General features: G+C 71.0%; 25 protein-coding genes and 1 pseudogene. 19 read left to right on the forward strand and 7 right to left on the reverse strand.

What is annotated here, in order from left to right:
* Positions 1-176 precede the first annotated feature (176 nt).
* Both ACWDVW_RS18285 and ACWDVW_RS18290 read left to right on the forward strand, forming a co-directional pair.
* Positions 177-941 carry an ABC transporter ATP-binding protein gene (locus tag ACWDVW_RS18285; RefSeq protein WP_449950142.1) on the forward strand — a complete coding sequence of 255 codons (765 nt, stop codon included), beginning with the start codon at positions 177-179 and terminating at the stop codon, positions 939-941.
* Positions 926-2614 (forward strand): ABC transporter permease, encoded by a 1689-nt coding sequence (locus ACWDVW_RS18290; RefSeq protein WP_449950144.1) that lies wholly within the window; start codon positions 926-928, stop codon positions 2612-2614. Before ACWDVW_RS18285 ends, ACWDVW_RS18290 begins: the two co-directional genes overlap by 16 nt.
* Here the strand turns inward: ACWDVW_RS18290 and ACWDVW_RS18295 are convergent.
* The 3 genes from ACWDVW_RS18295 to ACWDVW_RS18305 all read right to left on the reverse strand — a co-directional run bounded on the left by ACWDVW_RS18295 (position 2598) and on the right by ACWDVW_RS18305 (position 4930).
* Positions 2598-3245: an endonuclease domain-containing protein gene (locus tag ACWDVW_RS18295; RefSeq protein WP_449950147.1), complete on the reverse strand. Its 648-nt coding sequence runs from the start codon at positions 3243-3245 to the stop codon at positions 2598-2600. The genes ACWDVW_RS18290 and ACWDVW_RS18295 overlap by 17 nt on opposite strands.
* Before the next feature lie 1101 nt (positions 3246-4346).
* Complete coding sequence (locus ACWDVW_RS18300) at positions 4347-4553, reverse strand: DUF397 domain-containing protein (RefSeq protein ID WP_449950150.1); 207 nt, start codon at positions 4551-4553, stop codon at positions 4347-4349.
* Positions 4550-4930, reverse strand: a complete 381-nt coding sequence (locus ACWDVW_RS18305) for a Scr1 family TA system antitoxin-like transcriptional regulator (RefSeq protein ID WP_449950153.1) — start codon at positions 4928-4930, stop codon at positions 4550-4552. Before ACWDVW_RS18305 ends, ACWDVW_RS18300 begins: the two co-directional genes overlap by 4 nt.
* Between ACWDVW_RS18305 and ACWDVW_RS18310 the strand changes: the two genes are divergently transcribed.
* The 12 genes from ACWDVW_RS18310 to ACWDVW_RS18365 all read left to right on the forward strand — a co-directional run bounded on the left by ACWDVW_RS18310 (position 4868) and on the right by ACWDVW_RS18365 (position 16831).
* Positions 4868-5512, forward strand: coding sequence for a flavin reductase family protein (locus ACWDVW_RS18310; protein WP_449950156.1), 645 nt, complete (start codon positions 4868-4870; stop codon positions 5510-5512). The genes ACWDVW_RS18305 and ACWDVW_RS18310 overlap by 63 nt on opposite strands.
* 235 nt (positions 5513-5747) lie before the next feature.
* Positions 5748-6101 (forward strand): DUF485 domain-containing protein, encoded by a 354-nt coding sequence (locus ACWDVW_RS18315; RefSeq protein WP_396743548.1) that lies wholly within the window; start codon positions 5748-5750, stop codon positions 6099-6101.
* A 5-nt stretch (positions 6102-6106) separates the two neighbouring features.
* A complete protein-coding gene (locus ACWDVW_RS18320; RefSeq protein WP_449950226.1) occupies positions 6107-7774 on the forward strand; it encodes a solute symporter family protein in 1668 nt (555 codons plus the stop codon).
* Positions 7775-7890: 116 nt separating this feature from the next.
* Positions 7891-8865, forward strand: coding sequence for an NAD-dependent epimerase/dehydratase family protein (locus ACWDVW_RS18325; protein ID WP_396743554.1), 975 nt, complete (start codon positions 7891-7893; stop codon positions 8863-8865).
* Positions 8866-8933: 68 nt separating this feature from the next.
* Positions 8934-10154 carry an LCP family protein gene (locus ACWDVW_RS18330; RefSeq protein WP_449950160.1) on the forward strand — a complete coding sequence of 407 codons (1221 nt, stop codon included), beginning with the start codon at positions 8934-8936 and terminating at the stop codon, positions 10152-10154.
* A 235-nt stretch (positions 10155-10389) separates the two neighbouring features.
* Positions 10390-11580, forward strand: a complete 1191-nt coding sequence (locus ACWDVW_RS18335) for an LCP family protein (protein ID WP_449950162.1) — start codon at positions 10390-10392, stop codon at positions 11578-11580.
* 190 nt (positions 11581-11770) lie between these two features.
* Positions 11771-12712: an LCP family protein gene (locus ACWDVW_RS18340; RefSeq protein ID WP_449950164.1), complete on the forward strand. Its 942-nt coding sequence runs from the start codon at positions 11771-11773 to the stop codon at positions 12710-12712.
* 48 nt (positions 12713-12760) lie between these two features.
* Positions 12761-13096, forward strand: coding sequence for a rhodanese-like domain-containing protein (locus ACWDVW_RS18345; RefSeq protein WP_350698047.1), 336 nt, complete (start codon positions 12761-12763; stop codon positions 13094-13096).
* A 5-nt stretch (positions 13097-13101) separates the two neighbouring features.
* Positions 13102-13893, forward strand: a complete 792-nt coding sequence (locus tag ACWDVW_RS18350) for a glycerophosphodiester phosphodiesterase (RefSeq protein WP_449950167.1) — start codon at positions 13102-13104, stop codon at positions 13891-13893.
* Positions 13894-13944: 51 nt separating this feature from the next.
* Positions 13945-15402, forward strand: a complete 1458-nt coding sequence (locus ACWDVW_RS18355) for a PAS domain-containing sensor histidine kinase (protein ID WP_449950170.1) — start codon at positions 13945-13947, stop codon at positions 15400-15402.
* Positions 15403-15470: 68 nt separating this feature from the next.
* The gene (locus ACWDVW_RS18360; RefSeq protein ID WP_396743569.1) at positions 15471-15884 is read left to right on the forward strand and encodes an ATP-binding protein; all 414 of its coding nucleotides are present in this window, start codon (positions 15471-15473) and stop codon (positions 15882-15884) included.
* 59 nt (positions 15885-15943) lie between these two features.
* Positions 15944-16831, forward strand: coding sequence for a DUF5926 family protein (locus ACWDVW_RS18365; protein ID WP_449950173.1), 888 nt, complete (start codon positions 15944-15946; stop codon positions 16829-16831).
* Positions 16832-16920: 89 nt separating this feature from the next.
* On the opposite strand, the gene ACWDVW_RS18370 is transcribed toward ACWDVW_RS18365, so the two are convergent.
* On the reverse strand, positions 16921-18120 hold the full coding sequence (locus ACWDVW_RS18370; RefSeq protein ID WP_396743575.1) for an arginine deiminase: 1200 nt from the start codon (positions 18118-18120) through the stop codon (positions 16921-16923).
* 163 nt (positions 18121-18283) lie between these two features.
* Here ACWDVW_RS18370 and ACWDVW_RS18375 point away from each other — a divergent pair, with 163 nt between their 5' ends.
* The 4 genes and pseudogenes from ACWDVW_RS18375 (at position 18284) to pheA (ending at position 21398) form a co-directional block, all read left to right on the forward strand.
* Positions 18284-19024 carry a hypothetical protein gene (locus ACWDVW_RS18375; RefSeq protein WP_449950176.1) on the forward strand — a complete coding sequence of 247 codons (741 nt, stop codon included), beginning with the start codon at positions 18284-18286 and terminating at the stop codon, positions 19022-19024.
* 166 nt (positions 19025-19190) lie between these two features.
* Positions 19191-19649: a PAS domain-containing protein gene (locus tag ACWDVW_RS18380; RefSeq protein WP_449950179.1), complete on the forward strand. Its 459-nt coding sequence runs from the start codon at positions 19191-19193 to the stop codon at positions 19647-19649.
* A 53-nt stretch (positions 19650-19702) separates the two neighbouring features.
* Positions 19703-20323, forward strand: a pseudogene (locus ACWDVW_RS18385) (hypothetical protein); the annotation flags it as partial.
* A gap of 118 nt (positions 20324-20441) precedes the next feature.
* The gene (pheA, locus tag ACWDVW_RS18390) at positions 20442-21398 is read left to right on the forward strand and encodes a prephenate dehydratase (RefSeq protein ID WP_449950229.1); all 957 of its coding nucleotides are present in this window, start codon (positions 20442-20444) and stop codon (positions 21396-21398) included.
* A gap of 10 nt (positions 21399-21408) precedes the next feature.
* On the opposite strand, the gene ACWDVW_RS18395 is transcribed toward pheA, so the two are convergent.
* The 3 genes from ACWDVW_RS18395 to ACWDVW_RS18405 form a co-directional block, all read right to left on the reverse strand.
* Positions 21409-22125 carry an AIM24 family protein gene (locus ACWDVW_RS18395; protein WP_350698039.1) on the reverse strand — a complete coding sequence of 239 codons (717 nt, stop codon included), beginning with the start codon at positions 22123-22125 and terminating at the stop codon, positions 21409-21411.
* A 65-nt stretch (positions 22126-22190) separates the two neighbouring features.
* Positions 22191-22529, reverse strand: a complete 339-nt coding sequence (locus ACWDVW_RS18400; protein ID WP_117228335.1) for a metallopeptidase family protein — start codon at positions 22527-22529, stop codon at positions 22191-22193.
* A 106-nt stretch (positions 22530-22635) separates the two neighbouring features.
* Positions 22636-23067: an OsmC family protein gene (locus ACWDVW_RS18405; protein WP_350698038.1), complete on the reverse strand. Its 432-nt coding sequence runs from the start codon at positions 23065-23067 to the stop codon at positions 22636-22638.
* 159 nt (positions 23068-23226) lie between these two features.
* On the opposite strand from ACWDVW_RS18405, the gene ACWDVW_RS18410 reads away from it, so the two are divergent.
* Positions 23227-23973 carry a hypothetical protein gene (locus ACWDVW_RS18410; RefSeq protein ID WP_449950183.1) on the forward strand — a complete coding sequence of 249 codons (747 nt, stop codon included), beginning with the start codon at positions 23227-23229 and terminating at the stop codon, positions 23971-23973.
* Positions 23974-23986 lie beyond the last annotated feature (13 nt).

Below are 23986 nucleotides of genomic sequence, written 5' to 3' on the forward strand. Positions count from 1 at the left end.
GCACGCCTCCGGCGGTAAGGAAGGGCCCCCTATTAACGCCTGCGGTATAGGAAGGGTCCCCTGCTAACGTCCGTCGGCATGCAGGGGCGACGGGCGTGACGTCCGCCTCGCGGATGAGCCGTGAATCGTCCTCCGGTCGGTCGGTGCACTGGTCAGGACCGGATACGGTCGGGCTCATGACTGGTGAGCTCCCGGCGCTGGCGCTGCGCGGCCTGGCGAAGAGGTTCGACAGCAAGATCGCGGTAGCCGGTGTGGATCTGGACGTGCCCGCCGGCTCGTTCTACGGCCTGCTGGGCCCGAACGGCGCGGGCAAGACCACCACGCTGTCGATGGCGGTCGGACTGCTGCGGCCCGACGCGGGTGGCGCCCAGGTGCTCGGGCACGACGTGTGGGCCGACCCGGTCACCGCGAAACGGCTGCTCGGCGTGATGCCGGACGGCGTACGCCTCTTCGACAGGCTGAGCGGGTCCGAGCTGTTGGCGTACCACGGCCTGCTGCGCGGCATGGACCCGGCGGTGGTCGACCAGCGCGCCGGGGAACTGCTCGACGTGCTCGCCCTCGCCGACGCCGGCCGCACCCTGGTGGTGGACTACTCGGCGGGTATGAAGAAGAAGATCGGCCTGGCCTGCGCGCTGCTGCACGGGCCGCGACTGCTGGTGCTGGACGAGCCGTTCGAGGCGGTCGATCCGGTCTCGGCCGCGTTGATCCGCGACATCCTCCAGCGGTACGTGACCGGCGGCGGCACGGTGGTCTTCTCCAGTCACGTGATGGAGGTCGTGCAGCGGCTCTGCACGCATGTGGCGATCCTCGCCGAGGGCACCATCAAGCGGGTCGGCACGCTGGAGCAGGTACGCGGCGAGCGCTCGCTGGAGGAGGTCTTCGTCGAGGTGGTCGGCGGGCGTACCGCAACCGGTGAGGAGCTGGCGTGGCTGTCTCAGTGACCGCCCCGGCGAAGCCGGTACGGGCCGTCTCGGCCCGGCACTTCGTCCGGCTCAAGCTGCGGGTGATGGCCAACAACTTCCGTGGTCAGGGCTGGCGGGTCGCGCTGTTCCTGGTCGGGTCGCTGTTCGGGCTCTGGATCGCGGTAGGAGCCTTCTTCGGCCTGGCCGCCCCCGGGCTGGCGGGCAACGACACGTACGCGCTGCTGATCGCCGCGCTCGCCGGCAGCCTCACCGTGCTCGGCTGGATGCTGCTGCCGCTGGTCTTCTTCGGCGTCGACGAGACGCTCGACCCGGCCCGCTTCGCGCTGCTGCCGCTACCCCGCCGCACCCTGGTCAAGGGGCTGTTCGCGGCGGCGCTGGTGAGCGTACCGGCGATCGCCGCCCTGGTGGCGTTCTCCGGCCTGGTCGTCACCGCCGGCGTCTTCGGCGGATGGTCGGCCGCCGTGGTGGCCGCGATCGGGGTCGTCCTGGGGCTGTTCGTCTGCGTCGCCGGTGCGCGGGCGGTGACCAGCGCGTTCGCCACCATGCTCCGCTCCCGGCGGGTCCGTGACCTGGCCGCCGTCCTGCTGGCGGTGCTGGCCGCGATGCTGGGGCCGTTGCAGATCGCGGGCGTGGCCGCGCTCGGCGAGGTCGACTGGGACCGGTTCGTCCCGGTGGCGACCGTGCTCGGCTGGACCCCGCTGGGCGCACCCTTCACGGCCGGTATCGACCTGGCCCAGGGCCGGGTCTGGGCCGCACCGCTGAAGCTGGCGATCGCCGTGCTCACCATCCTCGCGCTGTTGGCGTGGTGGTCGCGGTCGCTGGAGTCGGCGATGGTGGGTGCGGCGAGCAGCGGACCGGCCCGGGTCCAGGCGGGACCGGCCGGTGGCGCGGTCGCCCAACTGTTCCCCCGTGCGGCCGGCTGGCTGCGCCGGGACCAGTTCGGCGCGCTGGTCGCCCGGGAGGCCCGCTACTGGTGGCGGGACGCCCGGAGGCGGGCCAACCTGATCACCATCGCGGTGGTCGGTCTCTTCGTGCCGGTCATGGTCAACTTCGGCGCGCAGGGCTTCGCCTTCGACAGTGATCAGGGCTTCAGCGTCGGCGACTCGTCACCGGTGCTGGTCAGCGTCTCCATGCTCTTCGTCGGGCTACTCGCCGCAGTCACCCTGGCCAACCAGTTCGGCTTCGACGGCAGCGCGTACGCCGCGAACGTGGTGGCCGGCGTACCCGGTCGACAGGAACTGCTCGCCCGGATGGCCGCCTTCTCGCTCTACGTACTGCCGATGCTGGCCGTGGTCGCGGTAGTGATCGCACTGGTCCTCGGCGAGCCGGCGTGGATCGGGTTCATGGCCGGCGCACTGGTCGCCACGTACGGCGTCGGGCTGGCCGTCAACTCGTTCATCTCGGTGCTCGGCGCGTACTCGCTGCCGGAGACGAGCAACCCGTTCGCGATGAACAGTGGTGCCAGCGTGGTCAAGAGTCTGCTGACGCTGCTGTCGATGGTCGTCACCGCCGTGCTCGGCGTACCGATGGTGGTGGCCGCCGCACTGCTCGGCGGCACCTGGCTCTGGTTGGGCCTGCCGCTCGGCGTGGCGTACGGCGTGGGTGCGGCGCTGCTCGGCGCGTACCTGGCCGGCGACACCCTGGACCGCCGCCAGCCCGAACTGCTGGCCACGGTCACCCCGCGCCGCTGAACGACGGTGGGACGTGGCCCCGGGAGCAAAGGGCGGCCTGGACCTCGGCGAGGAAGCCCGCGAAGTCCTCACGGAGGCGCTTCGCGGTGACGTGCAGGATGATCCAGTCGCGGCCGACCAGTCGGTTCAGCCGTCTGCGGTCCGAGTGGAACTGCTCCGGGTCGGAGTGCCAGAGCCCGTCGTACTCCACCGCCACCCGATAGTCCGGCCAGGCAAGATCGAGACGAGCGACGAAACGGCCTTGGTCCGACACGACCCACTGGGTACGAGGCGGGGGCAGCCCGGCCAGCACCAGCCGTACCCGGGTCCGTGATTCCTGGGGCGACTCGGCGCCAGCGTCCGCGAGGTCGACCGCCCGGAGCATCGCCCGCCAGCCACGGCGCCCCGCCCTCGCGAGCGCGTACCCGCGTAGCGCGGACACGTCGGTGAGTCTGCGTGCCAACAACGCGTCGATGACCACCACCGCCTCCACCAGGTCGAGCCAGAGTGCCAGGTCCCAGCAGGTACGCACGGGGGACGTGACAGCCGTGCCCGCGCGATCGAGGACGTCCCCCGGGTCGATGGGCCCGCGATGGATGCGCAGACCAGCGATGACACCGACGCGTACGTCACGCGGCACGATGACGTCCACCGGCTCGTCGGGGGCGACCTGGGCGCACCCGTGGAGTGCCGCAGCGGATCGACCGGCGATCGCCCCGGCTGGCGGGATCAGCCATCGGCCGGCAGCAGTGCACCTGGTCCGGTGAGTGACGGGCACCTTGGCGTCCGCGTACACATCTCGAAAGAGCGGACGCCAGGCGGAACTGCGGAGATCGTTGCGGGTGAGCAGGCCACTTGTGATCGCGTGAGACCCGCGGAAGATGCGCCCCCGCAACTGCGGAGGCCGACGAGGCGATCTGGACATGCCACCGACGATGGCAGTCACCACGCCCCGCGCGCTGCCCCTGTGGATAACGCGGCCACCCGTGCCGCCACCTGTCGGCGGCCCCACCCGATCACGGGCAGCTCGCATGATCGCGGGCAGCCCGCACACACACGGACGGCCTGCACGATCACGGGCGGCCCGCACAATCACGGACGGCCCGCACACACACGGACGGCCCGCATGATCACGGACGGCCCGCACACACACACGGACGGCCCGCATGATCACGGACGGCCCGCACACACACGGACGGCCCGCATGATCACGGACGGCCCGCACACACACGGACGGCCCGCATGATCACGCTCAATCCAGGATCGAGTGGCTCCCGAGCGACGACGAGACCACTCGATCCTGGATCGAGCGTGATCTTCCGAGCATTGGGCACGCCGCACACGCCGCCAGTAAGGAGATCAGCCGGGTTGCGGGGCCTGATGCCTCTCGGGCCAGGTCGAGGGAGGCTTGCTCACGGCCCGCAAGACCCGGGGCGGCCCGCACAATCCCGATCGGCTCGCACGATCACGGGAGGCCCGCACGATCACGGACTCCCCGCACGATCAAGGGAGGCCCGCACGATCAGAACTCCCCACATGACCGCGGGCGGCGCGGTACACGGGCGGCCCGCACGAACACTGGCGGCGCTCGATCACCGACGGCCCGCATGATCGCGCTCGATGCAGGATCGAGTGGTTACCGCGCTACAACGAGGCCACTTGATCCTGGATCGAGCGTGACCTTCCGAGTGGGTCGCACGTCGCGCGCGACCGGTGCGCCGAGGGGGTGTCGCACGCCCCGGCAGGGGGTCGGTCAGCAGGAGGCGGGGGTCGATGCCTCTCGGGCCAGGTCGAGGAAGGATCGCCAGGCGGTCGGTGCGAAGGTGAGCGACGGGCCGGAACGATCCTTGCTGTCCCGCACCAGCACCACCCCGGGCAGGTTGTCCGCCACCTCGACACAGTTGCCGCCGGAATCGGTCGAGCGAGTCGACGTGCGCCAGCGAGGTCCAGCAGCGTTCATGGCGTGACCTTCAGCTTTCGGATCAGGTCCAGCGAAGTCCTCGTGGACAGTGCTTCGCCGAGCAGGCTATCCCACTTCCGGTCCATCAAGCGGACCGTCTCAGGGCCGTTGATCACGTGTCCGCGAGCGGCATTCTCCAGGTAGATCGCCTGCTCGCGGTCGGGAAGTTCGACCAGCACGAATCCGCCATCAAGGCCAACGTGTGCACCGACGCTATTCGGAACGACGTGCAACCGAACGTGCGGCAGTTGCGCCTCCTCCGACAGTCGGCCAAGCTGCGCGTCGAGCACTGCCTGGTGTATCTCGGACTGCTGATGACGGAAGCCCACGCCCAGCTCAGCCAGCTCAACGGGCAGCTTCACCGCACCGACCTGCACGACCGGTTCCTGAGCTGGGCACGGGCCCGTGAACCGGCCGGGCGGGTCACAATGTTTCACGTGAATCATCAGCCGGGTGCCCAGATCCACCACACCGACCCGTTCGCCGTGCCGGCGGGCGACCGTTCGCCCGTACGCCGCTTCCGGGGTCGGCTCGCCGCACCGGTGACGCTCTGGACCGCACCCGGGCCGGCCGGGCTGACCGTCTCCTCCACGCTGGTGGCCGAGGGCGAGCCGGACCGACTGCTCGGCCTGATCGACGCCGAGTCCGACCTGTGGGCGGCGGTCGAGGAGGCCGGTCGGTTCGCGGTCGCGCCGCTCGGCCCGCCGCACCGGCAGCTCGCCGACCGGTTCGCCGGCCTCTTCCCGTCGCCGGGTGGCCTGTTCGCCACCGGCGACTGGACCGAGACGCCCTACGGGCCGGTGCCCGCCGACGCCGGCGGGTGGGCGGGGTGCCGGCTCGACAGCGCAAGGGAGTACGGCTGGAGCCTGCTCGTCGAGGCGACGGTCGAGCAGGTGGAGCTCGGCGACGACATCGCGCCGCTGCTGCATCATCGGGGTCGCTACCGCGAACTGGGCTGACCGCCCTGCCACCCGGAACCCGGCCCACCGTTGGGCGTCACCCGACCATGCCCCGGCGGACGAACCTGGACGGACTTCACCTACCGCTCAACGGAGTGAGCTGGGTCACTCGGCGCAGCGATGCTGCCGTTCGGCGCAGCCGTCGACCGGCACCGATCTCAGCCTTTTCCGGCGGGGAGTGCGCTTCTTACCGTGCGCGAAACTCCTGATGCCTGTGAAGGTGGTGATCCACAAGATGTCCACGGACACACCCGCGACCGCGCCGACCGATTCGACGCCGCAGCGGTACCTCGCGGTCCAACGGTCGGACGAATTCGCCGGACTGCGCCGCGCGCTGCGCGGATTCGTCTTCCCGATGACCATCGCGTTCTTCCTGTGGTACTCGCTCTACGTGATCCTCTCGGCGTACGCGCGAGACTTCATGGGCACGCGCCTGTTCGGCAGCAACATCAACGTGGCGCTGGTCTTCGGCCTGCTCCAGTTCGTCTCGACCTTCCTCATCGCCTGGCTCTACAGCCGGTACGCCGACCGGAAGATCGACCCGGTGGCCGACAAGATCCGTGAAGAGCTGACCGGAGGTGAGTCGTGACCACGATGATCCTCGCAGTCGAGGCGGGCAACACGACGGCCCGGAACCTGACCATCGTGCTCTTCCTGGCTTTCGTGGCCGCCACCCTGGGCATCACGATCTGGGCCAGCCGGCAGACCAAGACCGCCACCGACTTCTACGCGGGCGGCCGGTCGTTCTCCGGCTTCCAGAACGGCATGGCGATCGGCGGCGACTACATGTCCGCCGCGTCCTTCCTGGGCATCGCCGGCATCATCGCCCTCTACGGCTACGACGGCTTCCTCTATTCGATCGGCTTCCTGGTGGCCTGGCTGGTGGCGCTGCTGCTGGTCGCGGAGCTGCTGCGGAACTCCGGCCGGTACACGATGGCCGACGTACTGGCCTTCCGGATGCGGCAGCGTCCGGTGCGTACCGCGGCGGCGGTTTCCACCATCACCGTGTCGATCTTCTATCTGCTGGCCCAGATGGTCGGCGCGGGCGCCCTGGTAGCCCTGCTGCTCGGCATCCGCCCCGGCACCACCTTCCTGGGCATGGACGCCAGCACCGCCAAGGTGGCGACCATCATCCTGGTCGGCGCCCTCATGATCATCTACGTCACCGTGGGTGGCATGAAGGGCACCACCTACGTACAGATCGTCAAGGCGTTCCTGCTGATGGGCGGCGCGCTGTTGATGACCCTGCTGGTGCTGGCGAAGTACAAGTTCAACCTGTCGTCCCTGCTGGGTGACGCGGCGGCGAGCTCCGGCCACGGCACCGCGTTCCTGGAACCCGGGCTGCGGTACGGCGTCGAGGTAGCCGGCAACGCGACACAGACCTTCTACAACAAGGTCGACCTGCTCTCCCTCGGCATCGCCCTGGTGCTCGGCACCGCTGGCCTGCCACACATTTTGATCCGCTTCTACACCGTGCCGACGGCGAAGGCGGCCCGCAAGAGCGTGCTCTGGGCGATCGGCATCATCGGCTCGTTCTACCTGCTCACCCTTGCCCTCGGCTTCGGTGCGGCGGCGCTGGTGGGTGGTGACGCCATCCGGGAACAGGACGCGGCCGGCAACACCGCCGCACCACAGCTAGCCGAGGCGCTCGGGATCGACTTCTTCGGCGGCGATCTGGGCGGGGCGGCGATGCTGGCGATCATCGCGGCGGTCGCCTTCGCCACCATCCTCGCGGTGGTCGCCGGGTTGACCCTGGCGTCGTCGTCCAGCCTGGCGCACGACTTCTACGCCAACGTCATCAAGCGGGGCAACACCTCGGAGCGCCAGGAGGTACGCGTCGCCCGGATCTCCGCGTTGGTGATCGGCGCGGCCGCCATCGCCCTGTCGATCTTCGCGCAGAACCTGAACGTGGCGTTCCTGGTGGCGCTGGCCTTCGCGGTCGCCGCCTCCGGCAACCTGCCGGCGATCCTCTACAGCCTGTTCTGGAAGCGGTTCAACACCTCGGGCGCGGTGTGGGCGATCTACGGCGGTCTGCTGGCGGCCGTACTGCTGGTGTTCTTCTCGCCGGTGGTCTCCGGAGCACCGACGGCGATGTTCCCGGACCACGACTGGCAGTGGTTCCCGCTGTCCAACCCGGGCATCCTGTCCATCCCGTTCGGCTTCCTCTGCGGCTGGATCGGCACCCTCGTCTCCAAGGAGAGCGACGAGGACAAGTACGCCGAACTGGAGGTGCGTTCGCTGACCGGCGCCGGCGCGCACTGACGACTCACCGGCGGGCACTGAGCGTCGATCGGCGCGCAGTGCCCGCCGAGTGTTAGTAGGGGTCCCCTGTAGGACACGAGGCGTTAGCAGGGGACCCCTCCTTTACTCTGGTCGGCGTGAAGGTTGAGCAGCGTTTTGGTCCCGGTCACCGCATCCTGGTCACCGGCGGTGCCGGTTTCGTCCCGTCGCACCTGGTGGATTCCCTGATCGGTCGCGGTTGCACGGTGGTCGCACTGGACAACTTCGTCACCGGGTCGAAGGAGAACGTCGCCCATCTGCTCGACGAACCGTCGTTCACTCTGGTGGAGGCGGACATCTCCGACGGGCTGCCGGATCATCCCGCGCTGGCCGAGCGGTTCGACGCGATCCTGCACATGGCGTCCCCGGCGAGCCCGACGGACTTCGAGAAGCTGCCAGTGGAGATCCTGCGGGTGGGCTCGGTGGCCACCCTGCACCTGCTGGAGCGCGCCGCCGCCGACGGTGCCCGGTTCCTGCTGGCCTCGACCTCCGAGGCGTACGGCGACCCGAAGGAGCACCCGCAGCGGGAGACGTACTGGGGCAACGTCAACCCGATCGGCATCCGCAGCGTGTACGACGAGGCCAAGCGCTTCTCCGAGGCCGCGACGATGGCGTACCGGCGCAGTCGGGGCGTGGACACCGCGATCGTGCGGATCTTCAACACGTACGGTCCGAGGATGCGGCCGGACGACGGGCGGGCCATCCCGACCTTCATCTCCCAGGCGCTGCGCGGTGAGTCGATCACCGTGCACGGCACCGGCAACCAGACCCGCTCGATCTGCTACGTGGCGGACCTCGTCCGGGGCATCCTGCTGCTGCTCGACTCGACCGAGAGCGGACCGGTCAACTGCGGCACCGAGCACGAGATGAGCATGCGGCAACTGGCCGAGACGATCGTGTCGCTCTGCGAGAGCAAGTCCGAGGTGACCTACGTCACGCGCAGTGCCGACGATCCGGAGATGCGCCGTCCCGATCTGACCCTCGCCCGCGAGGTCCTCGGGTACGAGCCCTCCGTCGCGCCCGAAGTCGGCCTGCGACGCACGATCGACTACTTCCGCGAGCGGATCGGGTAGCACCGGGGCCGGCACCGGCCGGGTTTCACGACGGGCGACAGTGGCGGGGCCTGCGTACCCTGAGTTACATGTCAGCCACCAACTCCGCCGCACTGCCGGCCCTCCACCTGCACCGCAGCGCCGGGCGCGCGGCGGTACCGGCCGGCTCGGGCCGGGGCGGACGCGCTGCCCGAGCGAACGAGACCAGCCGGTTCCCGGCGTACGACGAGGCACCCGGTGGGCCGGGCGGTCCGCGTGGCCCGGTGGGGCCGGGCGGGCCCGGCGGTCCGCCGCCGCCTCGTGGCCGCCGCCCGCGGTGGGGCCGGATCGCCCTGCTGACCGGCGTCGTGGTGTTGGTGCTGGCGCTGCTCGGCGGCGTCGGCGCCTGGTTCTACGCCCGCAGCCTGGACAACAACCTGGCCCGCACCGACCCGTTCTCGGAAATCACCGGCGGACGGCCGGCGAAGGCGGTGGACGGTGCGCTCAACATCCTGATGGTGGGCACCGACTCGCGGGATCCAGACGCGCCGATGGACCAGGCCGGTGAGTGGCGCGCCGACACGATCATCGTCATGCACATCCCCGCCGACCACCAGGAGGCGTACCTCGTCTCCATCCCCCGCGACCTGTACGTGCCGATCCCGGAGAGCGCCGCCTCCGACTGTGACTCCGGCCAGCGTCGCAAGATCAATGCGGCGTTCGCGTTCGGCGGCCTGCCACTGGCGGTACGCACCGTCGAGTGCTTCACCGACGTGCACATCGACCACGTCATGGCGATCGACTTCGGGGGCTTCAAGCAGGTCACCGACGCGCTCGGCGGCGTCGAACTGGAGGTCGAGCGGACCATCACCTCGATCCACAAGCCGTACCGGGAGTTCACCAAGGGCACCAACCAGATGAACGGCACCGAGGCGCTGGACTGGATCCGGCAGCGGAAGCAGTTCCCGGACGGCGACTTCGCCCGGATGCGCCACCAGCAGGAGTTCCTGCGGGCGCTGATGGACAAGGCGGCGAGCAGCGGCACGCTGACCAACCCGAAGAAGCTCAACGCGTTCCTCCGGTCGGTCACCGACGCGGTCACGGTCGACCAGGGCTTCTCACTGACCGACATGGCGGTGCAGTTCCGCAACCTGCGAGGCGAGAACCTGACGTTCGTCACCAGCCCGCACCTGGGCAGCCAGACCATCAACGGCGAGTCGGTGGTCGTCTCCGACCGGGAGAACGCCCTGGCCATGTACCGCGCGATGTCCGGCGACACGATGACCGACTGGGTCAAGGCGAACAAGGAGTCACGGGCCGGTAACGGCTGATCACGCCACCGGCCGGCAGTCGGGCTTCTCGCTCACCGCGCGTGACCGAGAAGCCCGACTTCTGCTGTGAAATTCCTGGGAGCCAATAGTCGATCGTCCATTTTGTTCTGCCCGTTTGTCCATTTCCCCAGGATGACGTGGCGGAGAACGGTAACTGAGCGTCAGACGAACTCGCCACGGCGGGATTGCGTCCGTAAAGTGTTCCCGCCCCCCACATTCACGAGCTGGAGCACGCATGCCGGTTCAGAGCCCCTCCTTGCTCGATCCGCCTGGCGCATCGAACCCCTCGCCCTCCTCAGCCGGCAAGAAGTCCGGCAAGAGCGGCAAGAAGGGGCGCACCCGGCGGAAGGACCCTCTCTGGGCCCGGATCACCCTGGTCTTCGGCGCCGTGCTGATGATGACCAGCGGCCTCGCCATCGTCGGCAGCAAGGCCGTGATCGGTCAGGCCACCGGCAACATCGCGCAGCGCAACCTGCTCGGCGAGGCGGGCAAGACGGTGGACGAGGGCGGAAACAACCTGGAAGGCCCGATCGACATGCTGCTGCTGGGCGTGGACGCCCGGGAGCGGTGGGCCGCCGACGACGTACGCGCGGACAGCATCATCGTGCTGCACATCCCGGCCACCCACGACCAGGCGTACCTGATCTCGATCCCTCGGGACACCGAGGCCCGCATCCCGGCCTTCCCCAAGACCGACTTCCCGGGCGGCACCGACAAGATCAACGCAGCGTTCCAGGCCGGTGCCCGCAACGGCGGCGGCTGGGAGGGCGGCGCCCAGTTGATGGCCCAGACCATCAAGGGCATGACCGGCGTCGGCTTCGACGGTGCGGCGATCATCAACTTCGGTGGCTTCAAGAACGTCATCGACGCTCTCGGCTCGGTGCGGATCTGCCCGAAGCAGGAGGTCAAGTCGGCCCACATGTCGTACGTGGACGGCAAGGTGATGTGGAACGCGGACGCCAAGAAGACCGGCAAGCAGCGGACCCCGGTGGTGCACAAGAAGGGCTGCCAGGAGATGGAGGGCTGGGCCGCGCTGGACTTCTCCCGGCAGCGGTACGGCCTGGCCAACAGCGACTACGACCGCCAGCAGAACCAGCAGCAGCTGATCAAGGCGATGGCGAAGAAGGCCAGCCAGAACGGCACGCTGACCAACCCGCTCAAGCTCAACGAGCTGATCAAGGCGGCCGGCAAGGCGTTCATCCTGGACACCGGCGGCGTCTCGGTGGAGGACTTCGTCTTCACCATGCGCGGGGTCACCGGCAACGAGCTAATCATGCTGAAGACCAACGGCGGCACGTTCAACGGCACGGACAGCGGCCGGGAAGCGCTGAGCGAGCAGACCCTGGACATGTTCCACGCGGTCAAGCAGGACAAGCTGGCCGAGTTCGTGTTCTACAACCCCGAGGTGATCTCCAGCCGGAAGTGACCGGCGGGAGTACCCGGAAACCGCCGTCACGTCGCCATCACCGTCCGTAGTCTGACATGAAGAAGATTCATGTCAGACGGACGGGGAGGACGTCACGGCCAGGAGGGCACGCGACGGCGGACCACGCGCACCGGGCGGCAAGTCTGGGCACCCGCGTTGGCCACGCGTACTGCTGGGGATCGGGCTGGCGGTGGTGCTGCTGGCCACGGTCGCCGTGGTCGGCCTCCGGGTGCTCGCCGACCGGTACGAGCGCACCATGACCCGGGCCGAACTGCTCGACCCGAGCGCCCGCGCCGACCGCACCGACCGGGACGGCCCGCTCAACTACCTGCTCGTCGGCTCGGACCGCCGCCCCGACGACACCGGCCCGGAACAGCGCACCGACACCATCCTGATGGTGCACGTACCGGCCGGGCTACGCGAGGGCTACCTGGTCTCCGTACCGCGTGACCTGCTGGTCGACATCCCGCCCGGGTCCGGCTACCCGGGCGGGGAGGACAAGGTCAACGCCGCGTACGAGTACGGCGGTGGCGGTGAGGCCGGCGCCCGGCTGCTCTCGGCCACCCTGACCCGACTCACCGGCATCCGCTTCGACGGCGCCGCCCTGGTCGACTTCGCCGGTCTGCGCAGCGTCATCGACCTGCTCGGCGGGGTGACCATGTGCGTACGCACCGAGGTGCGCTCGATCCACACCGACCGGGTCTTCTCGCCCGGCTGCCAGCGGATGGACGGCGCCCAGGCGCTGGACTACGTCCGCCAGCGCTACGACCTGCCCGGCGGCGACTACGACCGGCAGACCCACCAGCAGCAACTGCTGGGGGCGATGCTGCAACGGGCGGGGGAGACCCGCCTCCGCGAGAATCCGGTCCAGTTGCACCGGCTCGTCCAGGCCGTCGGCGGCTCGCTGACCGTGGACACCAACGGCGTACCCGTGGAGGACCTGTTGCTGGCGCTGCGCGGCCTCTCCACCGACGCGCTGCGCGGCGTCCAGGTGCCGTCCTACCCGCAGACCATCGACCAGGTCTCCTACGTCGTGCTCGACAACGGCGGAGAGGGACTGTTCGAGGCGGTCCGGGGCACCCGGATGCCGCAGTGGGCGGGTGCCCATCCGCACTGGGTCACCCGGCTCTGACCCGCCGGCCTACGCGATCGCCCCGACGGCCCTCTAGGCTTGGTAGCCGTGTTCGGATCCCACGTACCCACCATGACGGTGCCCGAGATCAACGACGAGACCTACCTGCTCGACGTCCGGGAGGACGACGAGTGGGAGGCGGGTCACGCACCCACCGCCCACCACCTGCCGATGATGGAACTGCCGGCGCGCATCGCCGAGGTGCCCGACGACCGGGACGTCGCGGTCATCTGCCGCTCCGGTGGACGGTCCGCCCAGGTGGTCGCCTACCTCATGCACAACGGCTGGGACCAGGTGCGCAACGTGGAGGGCGGGATGGGCGACTGGGAGGCGGCCGGACGACCGGTGGTCGACTCGAACGGCCAACCGGGCCGGGTCCTGTAACGGCCGTGCACACCCCGCTCGTCTTCGCGCACCGTGGCGCGTCGTACGACCTGCCGGAGCACACCCTCGCCGCCTACCTGCGCGCGCTCGACGAGGGCGCCGACGGGCTGGAGTGCGACGTCCGGCTGACCCGCGACGGCCACCTCGTCTGCGTGCACGACCGCCGACTGAACCGCACCAGCAACGGTCGCGGCTTGGTCAGCGCCCGTACCCTCGCCGAACTGGAGGAGCTGGACTTCGGCTCCTGGCACCCGGGCTGCGTACCGGCCGACGGGGACGAGGTGCTCGACGACTCGCGGACCCGGCTGCTGACCCTCGAACGGCTGTTGGAGGCGGTCCTCGCCGCGGGGCGGCCGGTGCGGCTGCTGGTGGAGACCAAACACCCGTCCCGCTACGGCCGCGACGTGGAGCGCCGGCTGGTCGCCCTGCTGCGCCGGTACGGCCTGACCGAACCGCGCCGCGACGATCAGGTACGCGTGACGGTGATGTCCTTCTCCCCGCTGGCCGTACGCCGGATGCGGTCGCTGGCCCCGGCGCTACCGACCGTACTGCTGCTGGAGGTGCTGCCCCGCTGGCTGCGCCTGGGCCGGCTGCCGTTCGGTGTCGGCATCGCCGGTCCCGGGATCGGCCTGGTCCGGGCCCGCCCGGCGCTGGTGCCGTCGCTGCGGGCCGCCGGCAACCAGGTCTACGTCTGGACCGTCAACGAGCCGGCGGACCTGGATCTCGTGCTGGCCGCCCAGGTGGACGGCGTGATCACCGACCGCCCGGCGCAGACGCTGGCCCGGTTGAGGGGATAACCGACCGTCGGGGGTGCCGAAGAAGGTGAACGGAGGTGCACACTCGGGGACATGACGGACCGTACCGATTACTCGGCTCTCATCGCCGGGCACACCGTCGTCATCGAGATGATCAACTCGGGGGACGCGGGCCTTCCGGTACTGACCCAGCTACTGCGGGTGGCGCAACCGGCACTCGGCGCCGCCGGCATGGCCTTCGTCGAGTTCGCTCCCAGCGGTGGACGGGTGATCGCCGCCACCGGTGCCGCCGAGTGGACCATCGGGCGTCCGCTGCCACCCAGCGACCCGATCACCGCCTGCCTGCTCGCCGGCCCCCGGGTGCAGTGCGTACGCACCGACCGGCTCGGCAGCCAGCTCGCCGACGAGCTGACCGATCGCGGCCTGCGCCGGATGGTCGCCTCCCGGGCGGAGATCGGCGGGCACGCCGTCGGCAGCCTCCAGGCCCTGTACCGGGCCGGGGACGACGAGCCCGGCCCGGAGCAGCGGGGCGTGGTCGGATTCCTGGGCGCCTGCATCGCGCACATGTACGGCGACCAGAGCGGCCTGCCGGTGCACGGCGACGGCCCGGTGGTGGCTGCTCTCGCCGACGGGCTGGCGGTCGTCGACCGGGAGGCCCACGTACGCCTCTGGAACCCGGCCGCCGCCGACGTCACCGGCCGGTCCGCAGCCGAGGCGATCAACAAGCCGCTGCCCTTCCCGGTGCCCCCGTCCGGGCAGGTCCTCGACCACCGCCTGCCGGACGGACGCTGGCTGCGGGTCACCTCGGGTGAGCTGCCCGGTCCGGGCGCGCTGCGGGTGGTCACCTTCCGGGACATCACCGACCAGCAACGGCACGACCACGAGCGGGACCTCTTCGTCGCGGTGACCAGTCACGAGCTGCGCACGCCGGTGACCGTCATCAAGGGGTACGCCGACACGCTCAACGACCACTGGGAGTCGCTCAGCGACGCCGACCGACGCCAGGCCGCGCAGGTCATCGGCCAGCGCGCCAACGAGCTGGCCCGGCTGCTCGACCGGCTGCTCTCCTCCGCCGCCGAGGCCTGGCCGGACGACGGGCCGGCGGTGCCGTTCGACCTCGGCGAGACGCTGCGCGGGGCGGTCGCCAACCTGCCCGGTGAGCTGCGTCGTCGGGCGACCCTCCAGTTCCCGGCCGACCTGCCCCGGGCGATCGGGCGTCGGCAGAGCCTGGTCACCGTGCTGACCGAGCTGGTCACCAACGCCGGCAAGTACTCCCCACCCGGCTCGCCGATCGAGGTGAGCGCGGCCTCGGACGGGCCGACCGTCTGCGTCCGGGTCAGCGACCGGGGCATCGGCGTACGCCCTGAGCACGTCGAACGGGCCTTCGACCGGTTCTGGCAGGGCGACTCGGGTGACAATCGTCGCTATCCGGGTACCGGACTCGGCCTCTATCTCGTCCGCCGGATCGTTGAACAGCAGAATGGATGGGTATTCCTCCGACCGAGAACTGGTGGAGGTACGGTCGCAGAGGTGCGGCTGCCCCGTAGGTGATCGTGGGGGTCACCGGGGCGGAAGAGGGGCGGGACGTGTCGACGGGAGCGGTCGAACGAGCGTGGTGTGTGGTCGTACCGCACCACGCCAGCGGTGCGCGCGCCGCCCGGCACCGCCTCGCCGCCGAACTGGCCGAGGTCGTGTCCCCGGTGGTGCTCGCGGATCTCGTCGCGGTCCTGGCCGAGCTGGTCGGCAACGCCGTCCGGCACGCGGACCCGCTGCCGGGCGGAGTGGTCCGGGTGGCCTGGCGGTTGATGACGACCGACGACGGGGCGCACGTCCGGCTGCGGGTCACCGACGGCGGCGCGACCGGTACGCCCCGGATCCGTCCGGCGGACATCGACGCGGCCGACGGCCGGGGCCTGCACATCGTCTCCGGCCTGGCGAGCCGCTGGGGGGTCGAACGGGACGGTCTGGGGCAGAGCGTCTGGGCCGATTTCGACCCGGTCCCCGAACGACCGGACCTGGTCGTCGCCGGCTGAGCCCGCGCAGGGCGGGTCCGGCCCCCGGCATCGCGCCCGGGCCTCTAGGCTGTGTCGCCGTGAGCAAGCGTCGAAAGAACCAGCGGGCCGCCGCGCCGACGACCCCGAAGCGGGAGAAGGTGCGGGACGTCTTCGTCCCCCGGCCCTTCGAGGGGCTGACCGACGAGCCGGAGTGGATCGCGCTGCGGGAACTCGTGCCCGCCGCCTCCGCACCGCTGCGGCTCACCCCCGAGCTGGTCGAGGAGTACGGCGACCGGCCGGTGACGCTGGCCACCGTGCTGCCGATGGCAGCCCCCGCGATGAGCCGCGCCGACGGGCAGGTGTTCGTCGGGCTCCAGCGGCACCAGCAGTCCGGTGACGTGTCCCGGGACCTGGCGGAGTCGCTGCTCTGCGCGCTGCGTACCGAGCCGGGCGCCCCGGTCCAGGTGCCGCCGCTGCCCGGCCCCGGGCCACGGCTCCAGGACATCCTGGTCGACGGTCCGTTGACGGTCACCCTGCACGAGGGCTTCGAGTTCTGGCTGGTCCCCGAGGCCGTCGACGACCCGACCGTGCAGGCGTCCCTGGAACGGGCCAACGCGGCGATCTACCCGACCGTACGCCTGGCGGCGGCGCGGTCGGCGTACTGGTGCCAGGTGCCGGAGAAGGCGCACGTGCGCTGGGTCCTGCCCGAGGCCGAGGAGGCCGCGCTGGACGCGTTGGCCCGGCTGGGTGCGGCCGGCTCGCTGACTCTCGGCGAGGGGACCAAGTTCGCCGGCATGTTCCGTGCTCACGGCCGGCTGGTGCCGGTCTGGGATCTGCCCGAGGAGACCCCGGCCGCCGAGTGGGAGGCGCCGGTCGCCGACTTCGCCAAGCGGTACGCCGAGGCGTTGACGGAGACCGAGCCGCTCGACGCCGCCGCCCGCCGGTCCCGTCAGGGCCTGCTGGGTCGCCAGCTCACCCTGCGCTGAGCGTGCGCTTCTGGTGTTAGGAAGGGACCCCTGCTCTACCTGAGGCGTTAAAAAGGGGCCCTTCCTTACTCCCGTGCCTGCCCGCGTCGTCACTCGCGCAGCAGTGGGCACGACATGCAGCGCGGGCCGCCCCGACCCGACCCCAGCTCGGAGCCGGCGATCGGGATGAGTTCGATCCCGGCCCGTTCGAGCTGGGCGTTGGTCTCCACGTTGCGTTCGTACCCGACGCAGAGCCGGGGCGCGAGCGCCAGCGTGTTGTTGCCGTCGTCCCACTGCTCCCGCTCGGCGGTCACCGGGTCGAGCCCGGTGTCGATCACCCGGAGCTGGTCGAGGTCCATCGCGTCGGCGGCGGCCCGCAGGAACGGCGCCGGGCCGTCCACCCGTGGGTCGTCGCCGTCGGTCCCGGCGATCACCGTGTACGCCGACAGCGAGTGCGCGACGTTGGGATACATCAGCACCGCGTCGACGTCGACCATGGTGCAGACCGTGTCGAGGTGCATGGTGGCCCGCTCCTGGGCGATCGGCACCACCAGGATGGTGTGCGCCAGCCCGGCCGCGAAGACCTGCCGGGCCAGCCGCTCGGCACCGGCCGGGGTGGTCCGCTCGCCGACCCCGACGGCGAGCACCCCGGGGGCGAGCAGCAGCACGTCGCCGCCTTCGAGGTGCTCCAGGTCGGGCCGGTAGACGTACTCGGTGCCGGCGAAGCGCGGATGGTGCCGGTAGATCGCGTCGGTCAGCGTGGTCTCCCGCCGCCGGGCGGGCATCGCCAGGCTGGTCACGCCGACCCGCCCGCCGATCCACAGTGACGAGTCGCGGGTGAACAACAGGTTCGGCAGGGGCGCGATGACGAAGTCGTGCCGGTCCATCAGCGTGTAGACCAGGCCACCGCGCCGGTCACCGCCGAGCCGTAGCTCCTCGTGGGCGAGGCCGGCGACGAGGACGCCGGCGAGCGCGGCCGGGTCGAGGTAGGTCAGGTGCGCGGCGACCCGGGCGCGCAGGGTGTCGCCGAGCCGGGGCGAGGCGAGGACCTGTTCGGTCAGTTCGGCGCGGGCCTCCGCCACGGCCAGGGTCTCGGTGAGCAGATCGGTGAGATAGAGCACCTCGACATCGCGCTCGCGCAGCGCGGCGGCGAAGGCGTCGTGCTCCTCCTGCGCGCGCCCCACCCAGGGGATGGCGTCGAACAGGAGGGAGTCGTTGTTGCGCGGGGTCAGGCGGGCGAGCTCCGGCCCCGGCCGGTGCAGCAGCACGGTGCCGAGCCGACCGACCTCACTGTCCACGTAGTGGGTCACACCCGAAGCCTAGGGCAGGGTTTGGCGGCATCCGATAAAACAGCTGTGGGTGAATATGGCATTCATCCACAGTCATTCCGGCGTTCCGGCTTGCCGACTACCGGGACCCGCAACGTAGGGTAGTGAGAAAGTAACTTCGAGGGACCTTTTGCCGGAGGTCGCGATGACTGTCTTCCCCGCTCGTCGAGCCGTACCGTCCACCCGGGCGCTGCCGCAAGCGGCGGTGCCACACCCTCGGGTCGAGGCGCCGGGGGTGGTCGCGGCCCCGCGTCCGTCGCCCTTGGAGTGGGCCCGCCGACGTCGCGCCGAGCGGGGCGCCCGTCGGCTGGAGGCGGCCGGTGCCCGCGCGCTCGGTCAACTCGACCATCTCGGGCCCGCGTGGCACGTGATCGACTGGCCGCGCACGGACGCCGCGGACGCCCTGCTCGACGAGAGCGACGACAACCGGGCCGGGTTCCTCGCCATCGGCCCGAGCGGACTCTTCGCCGTCACCATCGCCGACCACGGCCGGGCCCGCGTCCTGGTCGCCGGTGACGTGGTGCAGATCAACGGCAAGCGCCCGCCGTACGTGGCCGAGGCCCGCCGCGACGCCCGGCGCGCCAGCAAGGCACTGACCAGTGCGGTCGGCCATCCGATCCCGGTGACGCCGGTGCTCACCTTCGTGGGCTCCGGCGTCATCAGCGTCTACGGCCTGCCCAAGGACTGTCTGATGGCCACCCACCGGGAGCTCGACCGGATGCTCGTCGCCGGTGGCAACCGGATCAGCCCGGCCACCGCCGAGAAGCTCTCCCGGGTCGCGCAGCACCCGGGGACGTGGATGAGCGGCGGCTATCCGCCAGCAGCCGACTACCGGTGGTACGAGGACGGCCGAATGGCCGCTGACAAGCCGGCCACCCGGCGGTAACGTCTGCGGCGACGCCACGCGGCCGGGCCCCTGCACTCCGCACCGGCCGGCCGCGCCGTCGCAGACCGGCAGCGATCAGCACCGATGGCGTGGATACCAGCGCGGTCAGCGGTGGCCGAGACGACCGGCTAGCGTGGACGTTCCGTCGGTGTGCATAGGAGGCGCGGTGGCCCACGTCGAACTCTCGCTCTCGGAAGTGTTCGTGCCCGACCCGGGAACACCGACAGAGCTGGGGTACGACAACATCGGCCGGTGGGCGGCCACTGTGTCCAGTGCCGACGAGCCCTGCCTGCTGATCGACGCCGAGAGCCGCGTGGTGGCCGTCTCCGCCGCCGGTTGTGATCTGCTCGGCCTCGGCACCCCCGAGGACGTCATCGGACTGCCGCTGCTCGACGGCGGCCTGCGGCTGCTCGACTTCACCGCGTACCGGGGCGAGTTGGCCGAGCCGGACATCGACAAAATCCCGCCGCTGCTGGCGCTCGCCTCCGGCCGGATGGCCCGTGGCCTGTTACGGATCATGGCAACCACCGAGGGTGTCTCCGACGCGACCGTCGACGCCATCTCCACGCCGGTGCTCGCCGACGGGGCCGTCGCCGGCTCGCTCACCTTCATCTCCGAGCTCTGACCCGGGCACCGCGTACCCGGCGGACCTTCACGTCGGCGGCGGATCCTCCTACCATGGGCTCGGCTCCGGCCGCTCCCGACGCTCGCCCCCCATCGAGGATCATCCCCGTGTCGCCCACCCCGATCCGTCGTGCCGCCCCCGGCCGCCGGCCCGCCCGACCGGGCGCCCGCCGGGGCCGTACCCGGCTGCCCGCAGTCGCTGGGCTGGCCATACTCCTGCTGGCCGGCTGCGGCGAACCGCCGGACCCGCGCGACGGGTCGACCCTGCCGACGCCGCCGCCCACCACGGCCGCGGCCGGATCGGCCACCCCGACACCACCGCCCTTCGGCGAACCCCCCAGCGCCGCACCGACCGTCGCGCCGACCGACGCCGGCCTGGTCGCGGTCGCCTGCCCCGGTCAGCCGTCCCGGCAACGGATCGTCGACCTGGTCCGGGGCCGCGACGGGCTGCTCCCCCGCAACGCGCGGGTGCAGGTCACCAGGGGGCCGCTCTGCGCCGCCGGCTGGCACTTCACCGGCATCGACGTCATCGGGTACGAGCCGCTCCAGGTGGTCACCCGGGACCAGGCCGGCACCCTGCGGCTGGTCACCGCCGGCACCGACGTCTGCTCGGTCGAGGTACGCGTGGCCGCGCCGGTCGGGATCAGGACGCTGGCCTGTGGCGACGAGGGGTCGGTGCCGGTACCCGTGCCGCCCGTGCCCTCCCCGCCACCGGTGCCCACGCCGACGCCGTCCGGGCAGTCACCGACGCCATCGGCGTCCACACCCTCGGCGGGTGCGTAGGCTGTTCGCCATGCCGGGAACGCCGCCGACCCGTTTCGTCTACCTCGGGCCCGAGGGCACCTTCGCCGAGCAGGCGTTGCGTACCCTGCCCGCCGCGGAGCGGGGCAGCCGTACACCGGCCCGCAGCGTCGGCGAGGCCCTGGAGGCGGTACGCACCGGAGAGGCCGACGCCGCGCTGGTGCCGCTGGAGAACTCGATCGGCGGCGCGGTCGGGGTCACGTTGGACGAACTGGCCGAGGGCGAACCTCTGGTGATCACCCGCGAGGTGATCCTGCCGGTGCAGTTCGTGCTCGGCGCACGGACGGGCACCCTGCTGCCGACCATCCGCAGCGTCGCCGCCCACCCGCAGGCGTCCACCCAGTGCCGGGGGTGGCTACGGGCACACCTGCCCGACGCGGTCGTGGTCGACGTGCTCTCCAACGGGGCGGCGGCGGCCGGCGCCGCCACCGGTGAGTACGACGCGGCGATCTGCGCACCCATCGGCGCGGCCCGGCACCGGCTCGCCGTGCTGGCCGACAAGATCGCCGACCATCCGGATGCGGTCACCCGGTTCGCGCTGCTCTCCCGCCCCGGCCCGCCACCGCCGCCCACCGGTGACGACGTGACCTCGCTGGCGGTCTACATCGCCCACGACGAGGTGGGCGCGCTGCTGTCCGTGCTGATGGAACTTGCCGTACGCGGGGTGAACCTGACCCGGATCGAGTCCCGGCCGACCGGTGAGGCGCTGGGCCGGTACGTCTTCTTCCTCGACTGCACCGGCCACGTCGCGGACAACCGGCTCGGCGAGACCCTCCAGGGGCTACGGCGGGTCTGCGCCGACGTCCGCTTCCTCGGTTCGTACCCCCGACACCGGTGGGACGGCACGGCCGGCGAACGGCCGGTGCCGGCCCCGGCGGGACTCTCCGACGCCGACTACACCGACGCGGCAGCCTGGCTCGCCCGGCTCCGTGCGGGCGAGCTGGGCTGACCGACCGGGCTCAGCGGAACAGACCGCCGAGCACCCCGCCCTGCTCCTGCTGGCCGCTGCCCATGACCGGCGGTTCCTCGGAGGGTTGGACGACGACGAAGCCGCGCCCGGCGAAACTCATCGTGTACGCCTCACCGGTGGTCCGCCCCAGCAGCGTGCCGAGCCCGAGCTGGTCGGCCCGGTGGTAGCCGGTCTGCAACCCCGCCGACCAGCAGACGGCGGCCTGCGGGTCCACGTAGGTGGGTGCGTCGACGCTGAGCACGACCGGGGTGCCCCGGGTGGTGACCGCGATCCGGCCCTGACCGGAGAAGACGCAGTTGAACAGGCCGGTCGAGGCCATGCCCGCGCCGCCGACCATCTTGATGTCGTAGCTCAGCGTCGAGTCGAAGGCCAGCACGCTGGACCCGTTGATGGACAGGGCATCGCCCGGCTCCAGGTCGATGACGTGCACGTCCTTGGCGAAGTCGGCGAGGAAGACGTCGCCGTGACCGGTCAGCTTCATCAGCGGCACACCCTCGCCGGTGAGCTTCTGCTTGAGGAAGTTGCCGATACCACCGGAGCCGAGCGCCTGGAACTGCACCTGCCCCTGGTACGCGACCATCGAGCCGACGCGGGCCATCGCCTCGCCGTTCAGCTCGATCTTCAACATCTTGGCGTTCTGCAGCCGCATACCGGGCTGCGCGGACTCCTTCTCCAGGTTCGCCGCTGAGAACAGCTCGCTACGCATGGGTCCCTCCCGTACTCGCCGTGTCTGGCCGAGACGGTAGGGCAGCACCGCAAGAGGTCGGCGGGTCAGCCCCAGCCGAGGTCGTGCAGGCGCGCGTCGTCGATGCCGAAGTGGTGGGCGATCTCGTGCACCACGGTCACCGCCACCTCGTCGATGACGTCGTCGTCAGTGTCACAGATCCGCAGGATCGGGTTGCGGTAGATCAGGATGCGGTCCGGCAGGACTCCGGCGTAGTCCCAGCCCCGGTCGGTCAACGCGTGTCCCTCGTAGAGGCCGAGCAGGTCCTCGCCGGGGGGCGGGTCGTCCTCGACCAGGATCACCACGTTGCTCATCAGCGCCAGCAGTTCCTCCGGAACCTCGTCCAGCGCTTCCCCCACCAACTCCTCGAACCGCTCACGCTCCATCTCGACCGCCACGCCCTCATTGTTCCTCACCCGACGCGCGATCTCGCGCCTCCGAGGCCCCGAACGGTCTGCGGGATGCCGGAGGCGCGAGATCAGCGCGGGGTGGTCAGGAGGTGAGGCGGGCGGTGAGGGTGATCTCCGCGCCGGGCGACAGCAGGCGCGAGATCGGGCAGTTCTGCTTCGCGGTCTCGGCCAGCTTGGCGAACTGTGCCTCGTCGATGCCGGGGACGTCACCGACGGTGTCCAGCTCGATGCGGGTCACCGTCATTCCGGCGTCGGTCTTGTCCAGGTGCACCGTGGCGGTGGTCTCCACCGACGTGGCGGTGGTCCCGGCGTCGGCGAGCGCCTTGGAGAAGGCCATCGAGAAGCAGCCGGCGTGCGCAGCGCCGATCAACTCCTCGGGGTTGGTGCCCTCTCCCTCCTCGAAACGGGACTTGAAGGAGTAGTTCCCCTGCAGCCCGCCCTTGCCGGTACGGATCGTGCCGGAGCCCTCGGGAAGGTTGCCCTGCCAGCGTGCGGAAGCGGTACGGATAGGCATGCACCTGACGCTAGTCGACCCGACGCCGACAGGCGACCGACCAGCGAGGCTCGCCGCCGGGAACCCGACGTCACCGGCCGGCTGTGGAATGATTCACGCGGACCCGCCGACCTGGTCAGCGCCTTCCGGGGCGTCCAGGCTCCGAGGAGAGGGCGAACGATGACCAACGACCTCCCCATCCCTCGTCAGGACGAACGCGCCGACGGTGCCAGCGTCCTCGAATGGGGTGCGGCGGACGAGTCGGAGGGCGGAAGCCGCCTCCGGCGGGCCGTCACCGGCCTCGGCCGGGACCACCGGGTACCGATGCTGCTGGCCGGACTGGGTGCGGCCGCCGCCGTCGCCTCGCTGCTCGGCGAGTGGGTGACCATGAACATCCCCACCGGTCCGGACCCCGCCAGTCCGCTGGAGGTGACCAACGGGGTCGCCGAGATCGGCGGAATGGGCACCGGCTACCTGGTCGGTCTCCTGGTGCTCGGTTGCGCGGTGGCGCTCGCACTACGCGGCACCAGGGCGGCGCAGGTCAACGCCCGGATCGCCGGCCTGGCCCTCGCGGCCGGCATGATCGCGCTGCTCGCCGCCGCCACGTCGTCGCTCGACGACGCGACCCGTCGGAGCCTGATGTACTACTCCGGCGAGGAGAGCCTCGGCATCGAGCACGGGCGTGGCCTGTTCATGGCCTTCGCGGCCGTGCTGCTGTTCGCCGCCGCGCTCGTCCGGACCACCCCCGCCGGGGCCGAGGTGCCGCCGAGCGGTGAGCCGGTCGGCCCCGACGACGCTTCCCCGCCGTCGACGTCCCGGCGTTCCCGGCGACGATCCGAGCAGACGGATCCGGACGAGGGACGTCCGCCGGCCGACATCACCGTCAGCCCGACGGTGCCCTTCGCCCGCGAGGCCCCGCCCGACTGAGGTGTAAGGAGGG

It is taken from the genome of Micromonospora sp. NPDC003241, from assembly GCF_053589795.1.